This is a genomic window from Pedobacter sp. FW305-3-2-15-E-R2A2, from assembly GCF_038446955.1.
Taxonomy (GTDB): Bacteria; Bacteroidota; Bacteroidia; order Sphingobacteriales; family Sphingobacteriaceae; genus Pedobacter.
The window spans coordinates 7,086,543-7,102,296 of the sequence record NZ_CP151803.1; the positions used below are offsets into that span (position 1 = coordinate 7,086,543).

The following is a 15,754-nucleotide window of genomic DNA, read 5'->3' on the forward strand; positions in this document are numbered from 1 at the left end:
TTTGGATTACAAATTTTCATATTTCAGGATCACATTAGAGTAATTCACATTAGCACTTTTCCCTACCTGATTATCAATTTTTATTTTGAAGGTGTTCGTCAAGGTATCTAAATCGGAAGAAAAGCTAAAGGTTTGAAAATACTTTGCTGTAGGATCTAATACTTCCATACTTATAGATTTCAAAAGGTTTTTAGACGTTCTACCAAATAATGGTGTTGCTAGAATACTGGGAGCAAATGGGTTTTTACTCTGGCCTTCATAGGAGGGGCGTACTACGGAATTAATTAAAAAATAATTTAATGCCAGATCTAAACAATCCAAATTTATTTTATCTGAATATTCCAATCTACTTCTCGTACCAAAGAAAGTACCATCTTTTCTAAACTCCTTTGTCAGGAGTCCACACAAATTACCATCACAATATTCAAAGATATATTCGTTCAGAAGAAAATTACCATTGATAATCTTTTTATAGCTTATAATGTAACCTTCATCATTATATCTTAATAAACCAACTGCATGCTCCTTTTCGTCATAAAATTGCTGAATCTTCATCACTCTACTCTTTGAATCTAAAGAGTAAATCGACTTTTCGACAGTCCCAATTATTATTTGGTTATTTATGTATTTTGGAGCTGATACTGTAGTCGTAAACTGTGTTGACAATACATTCCCACTAGAGTCCAATTGGCTTTTTGTTATGATCCCATCATCCCAGCTCAATGTTTTCTTTATTTGAGCAGATGCGAATATGGTAAAAGTAGAAAATACAAATACAAATAGCCTTTTTTTCATGTTGTTATTAGAATTAGTAATTTAATTATCTATTGTAAAAGTTGTGCAGTTACTTGTTAAGCGCCCATGTTCTAGTTTTATCCAATGATATCCGTAATGCGCCCTTGCGCCATAGCTTACAGCCATAATATCTTTTATGGTATAGTTGGCATAATCTCCATTACTATCGCCAATTATTAAGACCAGATTTTTCACCTTTTCACCATCATTAACCCTGTTATAGTAAATTCTATATTCACTACGACCTAAAACAAGTGTACCTGTCTTATCTGGTTCACCTAAGAATATATTAGCTTTCTCGGTTCTGGCGTCTAGTAAAGCCATTTTGATATCATTAAGTTTTTTTAATGTATCAACTGCATTTATATGCTTATCCGTTGAGTTTGTTAATGTATTGCTGGAAGAATTCGAAGGATTTTGATTGCGATTGTTACATGCTAACAAGCATATAAGTACTGGAATTAGGATTCTTTTCATCGAGAGGCATCGAGTTTATTTAGCGCTAATATAGAAAAAAAACAATAAAACTACTGATCCGTTGTCTTTATTTTAAAGGTTATAAGCTTCTTTTGATATCCCGATGGAAAAGGATATTCTTCTAAAAGATCTTGGCAATAGGATTCGAAAAATTCGTAAAGAGAAGGGCATGAGCCAAGAACAATTAGCCCATAAAATTTATAAAGACAAACAATCCATACAAAGACTGGAATCTGGAAATGTTAACCCTTCTTACATCTACCTTATACAAGTGTGCAAAGGACTGGAAGTTGAGCTAAAGGATGTTTTAGTTTGATCTATTGGGTATAATACTTTATTTCCTTCTGCTGTTGGCACCAGTGCTTTTTGTAAAGCCAAAACGCTCATAAAATCGGATGGTACGTAATGATCAGGATTATGTGAGTTCTTTAAGATATGTAATGCATTCATCAAGTGTATTAAATCAAATTGTAGACACTCTAATGTATCATATTCAAAGTCCTCGAAGCAATCAACCACAATTATCAGCTTCCCTTTTTCAATTTTAACCATATTTCTACGTTATTTACAGGTAAATATAGAAATAAAATAAACATATCTGCCTGGATTACAGCATATTAAATAAAAAAAACATTTAAAAAGGTGATAACGAGAGTATTACCACCCCTTGTATATCATCCACCTGTGTAACAATGATATTTAATTATTACAAAAAGTCAAGTTCTAAACCATCATTCAATATCAAAAGATCTTCTATTGATTCTTCAAATGTTGGAGAAGCTATAATCTCCTGCACCAGATCATCACAATCAATCATATTAGACACTATCCAACCTCTCGTCAACTTTGTATATACAGTACCCCACTTATTGATAAATTGGAACTGGTTTAATCTTTTGAGTTCTAACATTTTTACACTTTTAGGCCACTAATTTTCTAATAATCTTTTCTTTGAATACTATTACCTTCATTTCATCCTCCTTACCTTCAATATCTTCATATTTCACAATGAAACTGTATATTATATTATTGATTGTAGCACCATTATAGCCCACTGCAGACACTGCAAACCGATTAATTAACGTTCGCATATCATCACCTGTTAAAGTCGCTGTAGCGGTCTTAAAATCATTGTAATTTTGAATTAAAACCTCACCAAATGAATGTTGTATTAATTTTTCATCAGCTATGATAACTGATCTCTCGCTACCACTTACATCTTCAACATGAATATCATCCATATTGGATAAAATCAATTGCGCTGACTCCCTTTTGAACTTTGGAGTTATATAATGCTTTGCCATCGCATCACTGATTAATTTCTCTGCCAATTCCAAATCAGTTTCATTATCGCAAACAATTGCATCATGCAAGGTTAGAACACATTTACCTTGTTTAATCATTTTCTTTGCCACAGTATCTATCATAATACCAGCCTCCATTCTTTGCAAACCAATAGAGAAATTTTTAAAATTTTCTCTTTTAAGTCTATTTATGAGCATATACACATTTGGAAACTCCTGAATGAACACATCTTTTATTGGCATACTATATTTTACAACTTTGCTAAAAAACACCTGCGCAAAGAAGTCTTTTTTGAATTTCCCCCTATCCCCCATGTACCCAGATTTCTCTAGTAAATATTCATAGAACATGCCAGACTCTGTTAACTCCTGATAGTGTTTAATATCATCATGAAGACCTGATTCACCAAATCCAGATATTATCCTGAACTCCTTTTTTACGAACGCCACGCTTAACAATGGCTGGCAATTGGAAATATCTGTCATCATAAGTGGTTTACCATTAAAAGAAACATAATTCCTTAATTCCCTTTTCAAATTTGTTAGATTATTATACACCCTAGATTTTGGATCTGGTCTGCTTGTATTGTAATCACCTAAAAAAATTGAGATCAATGGAAGATCCATCTGATCAATCTCTACCCCCCCTAGGAAAAACTTAGGCTCTTTACCTCCAAAAATCGCTGTCTTTGACACTTTAAAGACTGTTTCTTTGCTTACACCTCCCTCTATTGTATTAAGATTGATTGAAGAAAAAGATTTTTTAATATTACTATATTTACAATTTAAATACTCCAAACCTAATTCATTGACAGTTATATTTTTAATATTTATTTTCAACTGTTTAAGGATTCTATCACTTTCAACCTTATCAACATCAATCAACTTTTTAATGAAAGATACATCAGTAATATCTACCTGCATGACTGTAAATTTATCCTTGGAATAGGCATCAGTAAGGGCATAACGAGAAGATGATTGCTTATATGTATACTTTTCAGATTCATAAATTATTCCCCAATCTTCTAAATCTTTTAAAATTGATGATGTTTCTTGTTTAGATTTTCCAAATAACTTGGACAATGTCTCTATGTTCATTTTTGCACCTGCTGTATCGCCTTTTTTAATGGTGCTATCCCAAATTATTTTATGGGTAATATAAAGGTAGTTGTACCTTCTTTTATATGGATCTATGCCAGATTTGGCAAATACATTTTTTGTAATCTCTTCATACAATTTTGATGTTGTAAAAAAGTTTTTAGAATTTAAATTGTTCAATTAATTTTTACTGTTTCCGAATAATCCATCGGGGGTAGTTCTCTTTATGTCCGATTAACATGATAAAGAGAAGGCGGGGTAATTATTCCCGCCCATTTACTACTTTACAGTATTGTTAATCAAACGATCTGTTGTAACCTGCGTTACCATCATAAATAGTATTCATATTTTAAAAATGAGTTATTCACTGACTAATACCAAAATAAGGCAGAAAGATTTTTTTTCAAGTGTATAAATGCATTAAAAAAATTGCATAACACTATAAAAAATAGAAATATGCCTCCAGGCTGTATAAATTACCTAACTACAGCATGAACAGCCAACAGCACAAAATCGTGCCCTGACATGCTTAGAACATCTATTTTTAACGAATTATTTTTAGATTTAAAAATAAATTAAAAAAACCTTTGAATTATGAAATATTTATTGCATAAGAAATATTTTTTCCCTACATTTGTATTGTTCTTTTAGAGGCAAAAATGAATCCCACCGCCCATGTCTGGTATTAAATTTTCAGATTTTATAAAGACAAAACGATAAGATATAGAATACTACATATTAGCAACACCACATTGACATTTCTAGTCAGATTAGGTGTAAAATCAAAAAATAAACAACAGTAAAGTATGTTCTGTCAAAAACAGGAGATGAAATTGGTATGCTTAAAATTTGCATTCAAACTCATCTGATGGAACTTGTATGCCTGAATTTTTAAATTATAAAAAAATGAAAAACAACAATAATTGCAAAATGGACTTTCTGAATACAGTCGTGCACCATCTTACCATGGATTATGACTATAAAGAAAGAATTTATACTAGAAAAAATGATGGTAAGAACACTATTGAACTAAGTGGAAAACACTACCGATATGGTGAACATTTGATAATGTGGAATTTAGATAATGATAATCATTTAGCCTATATAACAGCTATCCCTAAGACTACTGCCCAAGATCCATCAAATAGGCTAAAAGAATATTTAAACACGATTGTATCAAATGCAATGGAGGAGGTCATACATTCAGGAAACGTTTGTATATGCAGCATTCTACCTTACCTAAACAACACCGATAAAGAAGATACCTAATCTGAATTTTCAATTAATACATATTAAAACTTTACATCACCACATAGAACCTCGTGTTCTGATTAGGTGCTTTACAAACAACAATATTTTAGCTGCATCAATAAGTAGCCTAATTAAATTAAAAAACATGACAAATAACATAAACAAACTAGGGATCTACGCAAGGCAATCCAGAGAAAAAGACACCACAGGATCAATTGATGATCAAGTATACCAAGGCAAAATAAAAGCCACAGAATTAGGAATGGAACATGAGGTTTACATCGACAAAGGTGAATCAGCTGCTTATGATACGCTTAATAATCGTCCTGAGTTTGTGAGATTAATCCAAGATATAGAGAATGGCATTATTACAGCAGTCTTTGTATATGACGAGAGTAGGTTAACTAGAAATCAAACAACCAAATTAATTATAAAATCTGTTTTTAGTCAGCACAATATTAAGGTACATACAAAGATTGAAGGTGTAATTGATTTTAACGATTCAGACAATGAATTTATGAGTGATATTCGGACCTTATTTGCCTCAAAATTTGTAAAAGATACATCAAAAAAAATAAAAGGGGTTTTAAGAAATAGAGCTGCCGAAGGAAAAGCTCATACAGGAATTTTAAAACCATTTGGATACACAAGCGATAAGGACAAAAATCTTATCCTACATAACGAAGAAGCCCAAGTTATAAAAGAAATTTATAGCCTATGTTTATTAGGATATGGTACAGGAAGGATAGCAGAAAAATTAAACGAAGATGGTATTGAAACCAAAGGCAGGAAACTTCTTAAAAATGGGATTAGAAAAGAAAACAGATTCACTAAGGAAATTAAACACATACCCAATAGCGAACTAGTATGGGTTGGAAACACTGTTTTATCCATTTTAAAGAACTCTATCTACAAAGGTGAAAGAAAGTATCAGGATGAGATTTTTAAAGCCCCAGCAATAGTAAGTGAAGAGGTCTGGAACAAAGCTCAGCTTCAAATAGGAAAAAACAAAAAGCAAACAGGCAAAATAAAGTATAAGTATTTACTTCGAGGATTATGCAGTTGCGGAAGATGCGGTTCAAATTTCGTAGGTAGAACCAGAGAAAGTAAAAAGGATCACTACTATTATTGCTCATCTAAAATACAGAAGCATAAAAGATGTGGCATCAGATCAATAAATATCGATTACTTAGATGACTTGATTTGGAGCATCATAACCAACTCAAAAGCTATTGTTCCTTATGCTTTAAAAAAAGTTGATGAACTTAAAAGTCCAGATTCAATCAAAACTTTATGCCTACATAAAGAGCAAATAAATGACAAACTTAAACAGTATGAGAAGGATAAACTCAAAATTATCAGTTTATTCAAAAAAGACCTTCTTTCAGAAGAAGAAGTAGATAAAGACCTTAAAAAGATAAAAGAATCAATATTAAAGCACCGTGAAGATTTATCTTTAGTTGAAAGTCAATTAGTAGAGCACGATACTTTTAAGGGGATTTTTAATGAGATGGATGAATTTCAAAATCAATTGCAAAGTGTAGCGAACACAATAGATTATAATTTAAAATCTACATTGGTTAGGTCATTCGTAGACAATATATTGATAAACTATTGTGAACATGATGAAGTCTACACTATTGACGTAAAGCTAAAAGTGTTTGATTTTATAGATCAACACACATTCTATATAAGTAAACAAAAACACGACATAATAGAAAAAGGATCGACAAGCGGAATGTTCACATGTGGATTACCTGAATACTTGACCGATAACAATCAACATGAAATTATAGATGATTCCTATTTACGGGCTTGTTATGCAAGTATAAAAGATTACATGAGCAAAAAAGACCAAACACCATTAAGTAAAGATGCATCACCCCCAAATTCCACAAGGCCACCGACATGGCATTGGTGGGAGGCGGTGCCCATCCCCAACCGGGAGAAATCTCACTGGCACACAATGGAGTGCTTTTTCTGGATGAACTGCCTGAGTTTAAAAGAAGTGTGCTTGAGGTAATGCGTCAACCGCTGGAAGACCGGAATATCGTCATTTCCAGAGCGAGATTCAGTGTGGCTTATCCGGCGAGTTTTATGCTTATCGCTTCTATGAACCCTTGTCCTTGTGGTTTTTACAATCATCCGGAAAAAGCATGTATCTGCGGGCCCGGGATGGTGCAGAAATACCTGAGTAAAGTTTCCGGTCCATTGCTCGACAGGATAGACCTGCATGTAGAAGTCACCCCGGTACACTTCAGAGACCTCTCTTCTCCTTTTGTTGCAGAAAAAAGTGCGTTGATCAGAGAGCGGGTGATTGCAGCCCGGGCCATTCAGGGACTTCGTTTTCTGGGGAAAGCAGATCTATACTGCAATGCTCAGATGAGCCCTAAGATGGTTCGCAAGATTTGTAATATCAATGAGGAAGGACAGGAACTGATCAAAAAAGCCATGGAGAAACTGGGCCTGTCAGCAAGGGCTTATGACCGGATCTTAAAGGTGGCCAGAACAATTGCCGACCTGGCAAAATGTGAAGACATTGAGCCGGAGCACCTGGCGGAAGCCATTCACTACCGCAGTCTGGACCGCGATAGCTGGGCATCCTGATGTCTATTCTCCTTCCCCCTCTTCGCCATCCTCTTCCTCTTCTTCTTCTTCAGGCTGGAAGGCTAAGATCTCGCGGCCAATGTTATTGATCTCATCATCCGCTTCGAACAAGGGAAGACCGGTTTCATCGTCAAGTTTCAACCATTGAAGTTCCGTATCTTTTTGAATGTGGACATATTCCTTACCCTCTTTAAAAATTACGTAAGTATCGTCTCCTTCCGGAAAAACAGCATAACTAATATTTCCTATTTGAATGTCAAAAGGCTCTTGCATATCTATTTATTGTATGGTTTATTGATTTGAGTGGAGGGCTACCGTAAGGTCGAATAATTATAAAACTGTAATTTTCCTGTGCCCATCACTTCTATTGTTTTCGTTTCATTGCTGCCATTCGCTCCCTTTAGGTTAAGCGTGATGGTATTGTTCCCTTTTTGGAGTGGAATCCGGGTATAGCTGATATTTGCAGGTAAAGACTGCCAGTTTCTGGTATCCGCCTTTTCAGAGATCAGGCTATATAATTGCATACCTAAACCAAGACCTTCTAAAAGAGAGTTGTCTTTTCCATTTTTCCCGGTTCCTTTAGCACTTTCTCTCAGTACATACTCCGCGGCTTTCTTTACTGCCAGACGTGTCAATACTTTACTCATCTCTTTCAGAAAACGCTGATCGAGCGTCTTAAAAGCCAGTTCATTGATGTCTTCTGCTTTCTCAAAATTTATCGTATTTGTTCCATTGCTCAATGTGGCATTGCTATAGAAAGGAGAACGCGCTACATATTTTGGATAGGTAGCCCGCAAGCTCTGAATCGAACTCGCATTAAAATCCTTGTCATTGCCATAGCTGTTGTTAAACGGAACGATAATCGTCCCTCCTACATTCGTAAAGAACAAACCGCCGTCACCCCCTCTTACCAGGGAAAAGAAAAACTCTTCCTGTTGTTTAACAGGTGCCAATCCATTTTCCCAGAAAAAGATCAGTTCTCCGCCTTCGGGTGCTTTTTCTCTGGTATATTTAAGGTTAAACAAGCCTTCAAACCGCTGAAGTTCTGAGACAAATCCCATTCCATCGGCTGTTCTCAGCACATCTCTCTTTAAACCTTCCGGCATCACTGTCCCGTAATAAGTATGGTCTTTGCTATTCAGGTAAACTTCCGCAGCATTCCGGTAAGCGATAAAAGCATTGTTTACATCGCCATCGTGTTCATAGATTAATCCCTGAAGCATTAATGAGAAGGCATCTTTCGAATAACGGCTCTCCTTATTGTCAAACTTATCCCCCTGTTCCTGCGACTGCAATGTAATCCTTCTTGCTTCTACGATTGCATCTTCCGTCCGGTTTAAGTAAACGTAGTTTAAAGCTTTATAATAATGGATCATGAACTTTTCAAAGTCTTCTCCTTTATAAACCTGGGTCATTGGATTTACGAGGGTCCCCACTACTGCATCCATTGTGCCTCCCATTCCATTTTCCAGGAGCTGATCTGCCTCATTAAAGTAACGGTTACTATTTTCGTAATCCCCTACCAGGTGACTCGTTTTCCCTTTTTCCATGAGGAAAAGCAATTTGTTTCTCGGCTTTTTCAGCAGACTGTTTTTATCCAGCTCTTTAATTGCTTCCGGATAATTGCCATTGGAAACCTGTTTGTAATATGGTCCAATCATGTCATTATAGCTGGAACAGCTAAAAAGAAAGAGCATCAACCCCAAAAGAAGTGATGCTCTAAAAGTATGCTTACTAATATTAACCATATTACATTTAGTCTGTAAAACCAGACTAATTTTTAACGTATTTAGCAATTTTTTTGTCTCCTATCCAAACCACTTCATTGGTTTGAATATTGGTCAGTTCCAGGTTTACCTGATAATAAACGACCTTTTTCCTTTTGTGTGAATCTACAATAGAGTTGATAGATCCCTGAAGGATGTAATCAGCGCCGTTTTCCAATCCGAATTTCTTCATGGTAGATACAGAAGAATTGTCTTGCTGATCTGCTTTTTCCGCGCGTAATTCTTCTCTTTTTTTACCCCCTTGCACCAATCTCACGCGATCACTTTGGATAAAAGATTGTTCTACGTCTTTAACAAAAGTCTCCGCATCGATGTGCTCATGGCTTTTATTGTTTACTGCACCAACCACTACCACTGGTTTCTTTCCTTGTTTGCCTTCCAAATGGTTAGGCAACCATTTTCCGCCAAGAATCGTTTGCGTCATTTCCTGTGCAACCAGTCTTGAATCTGTATTGTTCCAGTTTCCACTTATGTCGATCGATTCGTCTGTATTTACACGTGTCACTTGTCTGGAGCATGAGCTGATGACCATCATCCCAGAAACTGCAATAGCTGCAATTGCTATTATTTTTTTAAACTGCATATTTCTAAATATAAATTTCTAATGTTCTTGTTTACCAGCGGTTCCAACGTCCGTGATGCCCCCAATTGCCATAACCGTAGTGATTACCCCAGCCATAATTGCTATAGCCAAAGCCCAGGGAGAGACCTATCGGAGAATAATAAGAATTACCATAATAGTAAGGGTTATACCAGCTATTTTCATAGTTTCTTTGTCTGCGCAAAGCTCTGCGTTCTTCCCTTGCGGTGTACCAGTCGTACGCTTTATAGGTATTCTGGACAGTGCTGCCCTGATTACGGTTCAAAGAATCAGCTAACTCTATATATTTAGCCCTGCTTTCCTGATATCTTGGATTCTGGTCTTCTGCCAGTCCTGGATTTTGTGCATAACCAATCGTCGAGTAAACCAGACCTGCGATGCAACTTGCGACAATAATCAAATTCCGTTTCATCTGTATATATTTTTATTTTATTTGTCAGATGGATCTTACATAATCTATGCCATATTTAGTGCAGATTATGCTCGGTTCATTTCTAAGTAATTAACTAAAAGCAAAATTACTCAATTTCTAATGCAAAGATATGACGTAGCGGGTTGATCTCTGCCATTTTAAAGTTAAAAAATGTTAAATCAATTCCCCTTTAATTTCTTAATAAATTCGATGAATTTGGTATTTGCATAGTTCGCTGCTCCGGATTCATGGTAAGAAACGCGCCCTTCCTTATCAAAAACGATGGTTGTAGGCAATGCTCCGGAAAAAAGACTTTCAGGGATACTGCTTGCAGCGGCGAAAATAGGGAGCTGATACCCTTTCCTGTCCATGTATTTTTGAGCCTTCCCAAAATCACTATCGGCATCTACGAGAATAAAAACGACTTCTTTATCGTCCTTAAATTGCTGGTACAATTTGTTTACGGAAGGCATTTCGGCCAGGCAGGGAGGACACCAGGTTGCCCAAAAATTCAGGAAAACCACTTTACCTTTTAAATCTCCCAGGTCGAGTACTGTTCCGGAAGCATTCTTAAAACGAATTCCAGCTAAGCCATTCGCAGGCAGCAACGCTCTTGGTGCTGCAGTGGTATCCGGTCTAAAAAGGCCTATTTCCATTAAGCCCTGAATCATGATTGCTTTCGCTGATGGAACAAAAAGAACGACCAACATCAAAATTACGAACACTCCGTTAACCACATTACTCTTTTTGAATATCTTTCTCATTTCGATAAAATTTTTACACAGGGGCCAATGCAAATTAAAGAATAAATTCTAATTTGCAGAATAACAACTTATTACCTTGACCAGCGCATGATAAAAAAAACTATCCCCGGATTACTGCTACTAGGTGTAGCTTTGTCCTGTACAAACAAAGACAATAAAATGGAAACCTATAAATGGCCGGATGCCGCAGCGCCTGTCGCGGAGATAAAACCTTTCGTCAGAACCCTGCACGGGGATACAGTAACAGACAACTACTACTGGATGATTGACTATTTTAAAAAAGGAAAAGACAGTACCAAAGTCGTAGACTATCTGACCGCAGAAAACAAATACCTGGACACAATGATGAGCGGAACAAAAACGCTTCAGGCAGATTTGTTCAAAGAACTTAAAGGCAGGATCAAGGAAAAAGATGAATCTGTTCCGGTTTTCAAAAACGGATATTATTACTATACCCGAAATGAAGAAGGAAAACAATACGCCAAATACTGCCGGAAAAAGGGTACACTGGATGCCAAAGAAGAAATATTATTAGATATGGACGAAGAGGCAAAAGGCCTGCCTTATTATCAGGCCACAGGCTTCTCCATTAGTCCGGACAATAAGATGATGGCTTTTGCGGTGGATAAAGTTTCCAGACGCCAATATGTAATTCACATTAAAAATCTGGAAACCGGAGAAGTGGTTAAAGATGCGATTTCCAATACTCAGGGCGATCCCGTTTGGGCAATGGACAATAAAACAATCTTCTATACCTCCAAGAATGAAGTAACGCTATTGAGTGAAAAAATAAAGAAACACCAATTAAATAGTGATGCGAAACAGGATGTAACGGTGTATGAGGAGAAAGACAAGTCTAATTATATTGGTGTTGGGAAATCAAAATCCGGAAAATACATTTTCATCTATTCTCAGGCGACACTTTCTAATGAGATTAAAATGCTGGATGCCAGCACACCTGATCAACCGTTCAAATCTTTTCAGCCAAGACAAAAGGACATGTTATATGAAGCGATTCCTTTGGATGATAAGTTCCTGATTCTGACCAATTGGAATGCCAAAAATTTCCGTCTGATGGAATGTCCTTTGGATAAAACCGGTAGAGAAAACTGGAAAGAAGTGATTCCTCACCGTAAAGACGTTTTGCTGGAAGAAGTAGATGAGTTCAAAACTCATATTGTGGTTACCGAGCGTAAAAATGGACTTACTCAGCTTCGCGTTCGTGCAATCGGTGGCCCGGAACATAACATTGCCTTTGAAGAACCGACTTACACGGCTATGGTCGGTGCAAATCCAGATTATGACAGCAAGACACTTCGTTATATTTATACTTCATTGACCACCCCTTCCTCAACCTACGACTATAACATGGATACGAAGGCAAAAAAACTGATGAAACAACAGGAAGTTGTTGGAGGATACAATAAGGACGATTATACCTCAGAAAGGCTTTATGCGACCGCAAAAGACGGAACGAAGGTTCCGATTTCATTGGTCTATAAAAAAGGGCTTAAAAAGGATGGAAAAGCACCACTATTGCTTTACGCATACGGTTCTTATGGCTCCAGTACTGATCCAACGTTCAACAGCAGCAGGTTAAGTCTTTTAGACCGTGGTTTTGTTTATGCGATTGCACATATCCGCGGCGGACAGGAAATGGGCCGCCAATGGTATGAAGACGGAAAGCTCATGAAGAAGATGAATACTTTTACTGATTTTATTGATTGTGGGAAATACCTGATCGACGAGAAATTTACAGGAAAAGAACATCTATATGCTCAGGGTGGAAGCGCAGGCGGACTGCTGATGGGTGCAATTATCAATCTTGCTCCTGACATGTGGCATGGTGTTATTGCACAGGTTCCATTTGTGGACGTGATCAATACCATGCTGGATGAAAGCATTCCACTTACGACAAATGAATTTGATGAATGGGGAAATCCTAAACAAAAAGCGGCTTATGATTATATGAAGAGCTATTCTCCGTATGAGAACATCGAAAAGAAAGCTTATCCGAATATGTTGGTTACAACAGGCCTTCATGATAGTCAGGTTCAGTATTTCGAGCCGGCTAAATGGGTAGCTAAACTGAGGGCAACCAAGACGGATAAGAATATCCTGTTGCTAAAAACAAACATGGACTTTGGCCACGGCGGAGCTTCGGGTCGTTTTGATTACCTGAAAGATGTTGCTTTAAATTATTCCTTCCTTTTTGCGCTGGAAGGTATCAGCAAATAGTAAGTTCATAAAAAAGGGGATGCCTGTGTTGGCATCCCCTTTTTTATTTCCGTTACTTCTTGTCCTTTAAAAGAGCTTTCAGTTCTGCTACTGTTTTCTTCAACTCTTCCAGTTCAGCTTTCAGGGTCTTCAGTTCCCTTTGCTGGCTCACAATCTCTTCATCGTGTTCCTGCCAGCCTTTCAATAAAGGCACCGTCATCGATTGGTAGTTCAGGGAAAGTGTTTTCCGCTGGTCGTTATCTGTTTTGATCAGGGAAGGAAAAAACTCCTGAACATTCTGGGCTATGAAGCCAATCTGGTGTAATTCCATATCGTTACGATCGTAAGATACTGCATGCAGCCTTCTCAGGCTCTCAGAAACCGGGGGAATGGTGACAATGTTTTTCTTCAACCGGACATCCGAATTCGCCGTCACATCTCCTGAAGCCTTAATGTCTCCGTTAACGATCACCTGGCCTGTTACTGTCAGTTCTGAGTTTACATCCAGCGTGGTAAACTTCCCTTGCGCCGGACTCGAATTTCCGATCAGGGTACCATCAATAGCCCCTTTGGTAATTTCCACTGCATCTTTATTCTGAACTGCTAAAGTACCCAGCCCCAGATTAGTTCTCGCCGATTCGGCCGTGATCGCACCAGTACCACCTTTTTCTATCGCCAGTGTTCCGGTACTGCCACCTCCACCCATTTGTGTCTCCACCCAGTTGGTATTGAGCAGGCCACCCTTCAATTGATAGAATTTCTCTTCCAGAATGGAGTAGACCAACATTCCTACACTTCTTCTGGCAGGGGTAATGTTGTCTCTTTCGGTATTGCTGGTCACAGACCTGAAGCCCCCCTTTCCATAAATCTCATTGTGGGTAGGATATTTATCGCTAAGGTCATTTGGCTCCACTGCGCCGATTACTTTCACTTGTGCGCTGGCCGAATAGGAGGCCATGCAAAGGATCAAACAAAATGTATAAATCGCTTTCATTGGGATATAATTTTCTAAAGTCTTCATCTCTTTCCCGGTTATTGAACAGCAAAGGTTAAACCTGCTGCAGTATTGTCTCTTTGAACATAGATCACATAATCTGTAACGCCTCCACTGGCATTTCGGAAGGACCTTGTGGTTCTTTCAAATGCTCCTGTAGAATCGTTCACCCCTACAATGATTTTCGTTCCACCCCAGCTTGAAGGATAGGCGATCACGAGCTTTTGTCTGCCTGAAGGGCTGGCCGATTTATTCGTTACCGCCGCCGAAGTTCCCAATTCTGCACCCGAAAGGCTTAGGATCTCCGCATCCGTAGGGGCAAAGCTTTGTCCGTCTTCACCTCCGTTTGCAAATCCCCAATACCTTTTCCACTGGAAACTGATGGAGGCTGAGGCCTGTTGCGTTTTATTGTCTTTAGTCTTTACCGTCATGCTAAAGGTTGTCGGCTGGTTGTTGTTTGCATTTGCACTGAGTGTTCCTCCTACTGTTGCTCCTGCAGCGGGGCTGGCGGTAAAGACCTCCTGCCCATGAACAATAATGCTGGTAATTTCCGCCGTTTCGGCAGCCCTTCCGGCAAGCCAGTTCAGGGTAATTGCCGTACTTCCTGCAGGTCCCATTTCTTTAACTCCGGAAGGCGTTGCCGTTAAGGAAGCCGATGGCCCCAGCGAAGGGTAAAAAACAGCTTCTATCCATTTAGCCAGGTCATTCGTTCCCGGGTTTACGTTTTTATAATAGTCGCCCGTAATTGGCCTGTTTCCATTAAATGCCCCTATTGTTCCTCCGCCACCTAGAGTCGATTTATCCACCCAGGAAACAAGCCCTTCGGCATTGGTTACCATGACCTGATCTGCTGTTCCTCCTTTAATGTGTGCGGGGGTCACTGCCTTTTCTGCAATCTGCGGATTAGGATAGGTACCCGTTAAATCCCCTCCTGCAGGCCCTGAAGGAATCCCTTGTAACAACAATGCAGGCCAGGTATCATCTTCATTTTTTGGACCAAAAAGGGTTTGATCCGCAGTATTCACATAAAAGTCCCCCTTTTTTCCCGTCGTGGCAACCGGAATTCCCTGGCCATAAATCAGGTTGTTTCCAGTAGCAGCTGCTGGCGAAAACAAAAGCCAGTTGGCATTATTATCCAGCTCTGCGGGAACATCTGCACAAACCAATTGGAAGGTTCTTGTTTTCCCTGTACCATCATCCATCACCGTACACAGCATTCCCGGCTGACGCCTCGGAGAGCTGATGTTATTCCTATCGGCAATTGTGGCCACCTGGTGATGCCCGCCTTTGGCATCATTGCTATAAATGATCACCTTTCCCGGTTGTGGAATCAGGGGATTTCCTACGAATTGAGCATCCGCTGCTGCGGGAGCAAAAAACATAGAGCCCAGTGTCACCAAGGCAAATTTGATCAAATAGCTGATCTTGTTTTGTTTGATTTGCATAT

Annotated in this window: 13 protein-coding genes and 2 pseudogenes; 4 read left to right on the forward strand and 11 right to left on the reverse strand. The window is 38.2% G+C overall.

Features of this window, described 5'->3' with window-relative positions:
• Positions 1-6: 6 nt before the first annotated feature.
• From AAFF35_RS28875 to AAFF35_RS28890, 4 genes are all read right to left on the reverse strand, one after another.
• The gene (locus AAFF35_RS28875) at positions 7-795 is read right to left on the reverse strand and encodes a hypothetical protein (protein ID WP_342329905.1); all 789 of its coding nucleotides are present in this window, start codon (positions 793-795) and stop codon (positions 7-9) included.
• A gap of 21 nt (positions 796-816) precedes the next feature.
• Positions 817-1,272: a hypothetical protein gene (locus tag AAFF35_RS28880; protein WP_342329906.1), complete on the reverse strand. Its 456-nt coding sequence runs from the start codon at positions 1,270-1,272 to the stop codon at positions 817-819.
• A gap of 706 nt (positions 1,273-1,978) precedes the next feature.
• Positions 1,979-2,182, reverse strand: a complete 204-nt coding sequence (locus AAFF35_RS28885; RefSeq protein WP_342329907.1) for a hypothetical protein — start codon at positions 2,180-2,182, stop codon at positions 1,979-1,981.
• A gap of 10 nt (positions 2,183-2,192) precedes the next feature.
• A complete protein-coding gene (locus tag AAFF35_RS28890) occupies positions 2,193-3,854 on the reverse strand; it encodes a hypothetical protein (RefSeq protein ID WP_342329908.1) in 1,662 nt (553 codons plus the stop codon).
• A 726-nt stretch (positions 3,855-4,580) separates the two neighbouring features.
• Here AAFF35_RS28890 and AAFF35_RS28895 point away from each other — a divergent pair.
• From AAFF35_RS28895 to AAFF35_RS28905, 3 genes and pseudogenes are all read left to right on the forward strand, one after another.
• The gene (locus AAFF35_RS28895; RefSeq protein WP_342329909.1) at positions 4,581-4,943 is read left to right on the forward strand and encodes a hypothetical protein; all 363 of its coding nucleotides are present in this window, start codon (positions 4,581-4,583) and stop codon (positions 4,941-4,943) included.
• A 127-nt stretch (positions 4,944-5,070) separates the two neighbouring features.
• Positions 5,071-6,075: pseudogene (locus AAFF35_RS28900) on the forward strand (recombinase family protein); the annotation flags it as partial.
• A gap of 752 nt (positions 6,076-6,827) precedes the next feature.
• Positions 6,828-7,532: pseudogene (locus tag AAFF35_RS28905) on the forward strand (ATP-binding protein); the annotation flags it as partial.
• A gap of 3 nt (positions 7,533-7,535) precedes the next feature.
• Here AAFF35_RS28905 and AAFF35_RS28910 read toward each other — a convergent pair.
• The 5 genes from AAFF35_RS28910 to AAFF35_RS28930 form a co-directional block, all read right to left on the reverse strand.
• Positions 7,536-7,805: a hypothetical protein gene (locus AAFF35_RS28910; RefSeq protein ID WP_342329910.1), complete on the reverse strand. Its 270-nt coding sequence runs from the start codon at positions 7,803-7,805 to the stop codon at positions 7,536-7,538.
• Positions 7,806-7,843: 38 nt separating this feature from the next.
• Positions 7,844-9,280, reverse strand: a complete 1,437-nt coding sequence (locus tag AAFF35_RS28915; RefSeq protein ID WP_342329911.1) for a hypothetical protein — start codon at positions 9,278-9,280, stop codon at positions 7,844-7,846.
• A 25-nt stretch (positions 9,281-9,305) separates the two neighbouring features.
• A complete protein-coding gene (locus tag AAFF35_RS28920) occupies positions 9,306-9,902 on the reverse strand; it encodes a penicillin-binding protein activator LpoB (RefSeq protein ID WP_074611477.1) in 597 nt (198 codons plus the stop codon).
• A gap of 31 nt (positions 9,903-9,933) precedes the next feature.
• A complete protein-coding gene (locus AAFF35_RS28925; protein WP_342329912.1) occupies positions 9,934-10,332 on the reverse strand; it encodes a hypothetical protein in 399 nt (132 codons plus the stop codon).
• Between the two features lie 179 nt (positions 10,333-10,511).
• Positions 10,512-11,096, reverse strand: a complete 585-nt coding sequence (locus tag AAFF35_RS28930) for a TlpA disulfide reductase family protein (protein ID WP_342329913.1) — start codon at positions 11,094-11,096, stop codon at positions 10,512-10,514.
• An 87-nt stretch (positions 11,097-11,183) separates the two neighbouring features.
• Between AAFF35_RS28930 and AAFF35_RS28935 the strand changes: the two genes are divergently transcribed.
• Positions 11,184-13,334 carry a S9 family peptidase gene (locus AAFF35_RS28935; RefSeq protein ID WP_342329914.1) on the forward strand — a complete coding sequence of 717 codons (2,151 nt, stop codon included), beginning with the start codon at positions 11,184-11,186 and terminating at the stop codon, positions 13,332-13,334.
• A gap of 52 nt (positions 13,335-13,386) precedes the next feature.
• Here AAFF35_RS28935 and AAFF35_RS28940 read toward each other — a convergent pair whose 3' ends face one another.
• Positions 13,387-14,334, reverse strand: a complete 948-nt coding sequence (locus AAFF35_RS28940) for a tail fiber domain-containing protein (protein WP_342329915.1) — start codon at positions 14,332-14,334, stop codon at positions 13,387-13,389.
• An 11-nt stretch (positions 14,335-14,345) separates the two neighbouring features.
• Positions 14,346-15,752 carry a hypothetical protein gene (locus AAFF35_RS28945; RefSeq protein ID WP_342329916.1) on the reverse strand — a complete coding sequence of 469 codons (1,407 nt, stop codon included), beginning with the start codon at positions 15,750-15,752 and terminating at the stop codon, positions 14,346-14,348.
• Positions 15,753-15,754: the final 2 nt, after the last annotated feature.

What these genes read in the sequence shown, in the direction of transcription:
- AAFF35_RS28935 (WP_342329914.1), top strand. Translation starts at nt 11,184, where the DNA reads ATGATAAAAAAAACTATCCCCGGATTACTGCTACTAGGTGTAGCTTTG.
- AAFF35_RS28940 (WP_342329915.1), bottom strand. Translation starts at nt 14,334, where the DNA reads ATGAAGACTTTAGAAAATTATATCCCAATGAAAGCGATTTATACATTT.
- AAFF35_RS28895 (WP_342329909.1), top strand. Translation starts at nt 4,581, where the DNA reads ATGAAAAACAACAATAATTGCAAAATGGACTTTCTGAATACAGTCGTG.
- AAFF35_RS28910 (WP_342329910.1), bottom strand. Translation starts at nt 7,805, where the DNA reads ATGCAAGAGCCTTTTGACATTCAAATAGGAAATATTAGTTATGCTGTT.
- AAFF35_RS28875 (WP_342329905.1), bottom strand. Translation starts at nt 795, where the DNA reads ATGAAAAAAAGGCTATTTGTATTTGTATTTTCTACTTTTACCATATTC.
- AAFF35_RS28915 (WP_342329911.1), bottom strand. Translation starts at nt 9,280, where the DNA reads ATGGTTAATATTAGTAAGCATACTTTTAGAGCATCACTTCTTTTGGGG.
- AAFF35_RS28920 (WP_074611477.1), bottom strand. Translation starts at nt 9,902, where the DNA reads ATGCAGTTTAAAAAAATAATAGCAATTGCAGCTATTGCAGTTTCTGGG.
- AAFF35_RS28930 (WP_342329913.1), bottom strand. Translation starts at nt 11,096, where the DNA reads ATGAGAAAGATATTCAAAAAGAGTAATGTGGTTAACGGAGTGTTCGTA.
- AAFF35_RS28925 (WP_342329912.1), bottom strand. Translation starts at nt 10,332, where the DNA reads ATGAAACGGAATTTGATTATTGTCGCAAGTTGCATCGCAGGTCTGGTT.
- AAFF35_RS28880 (WP_342329906.1), bottom strand. Translation starts at nt 1,272, where the DNA reads ATGAAAAGAATCCTAATTCCAGTACTTATATGCTTGTTAGCATGTAAC.
- AAFF35_RS28885 (WP_342329907.1), bottom strand. Translation starts at nt 2,182, where the DNA reads ATGTTAGAACTCAAAAGATTAAACCAGTTCCAATTTATCAATAAGTGG.
- AAFF35_RS28945 (WP_342329916.1), bottom strand. Translation starts at nt 15,752, where the DNA reads ATGCAAATCAAACAAAACAAGATCAGCTATTTGATCAAATTTGCCTTG.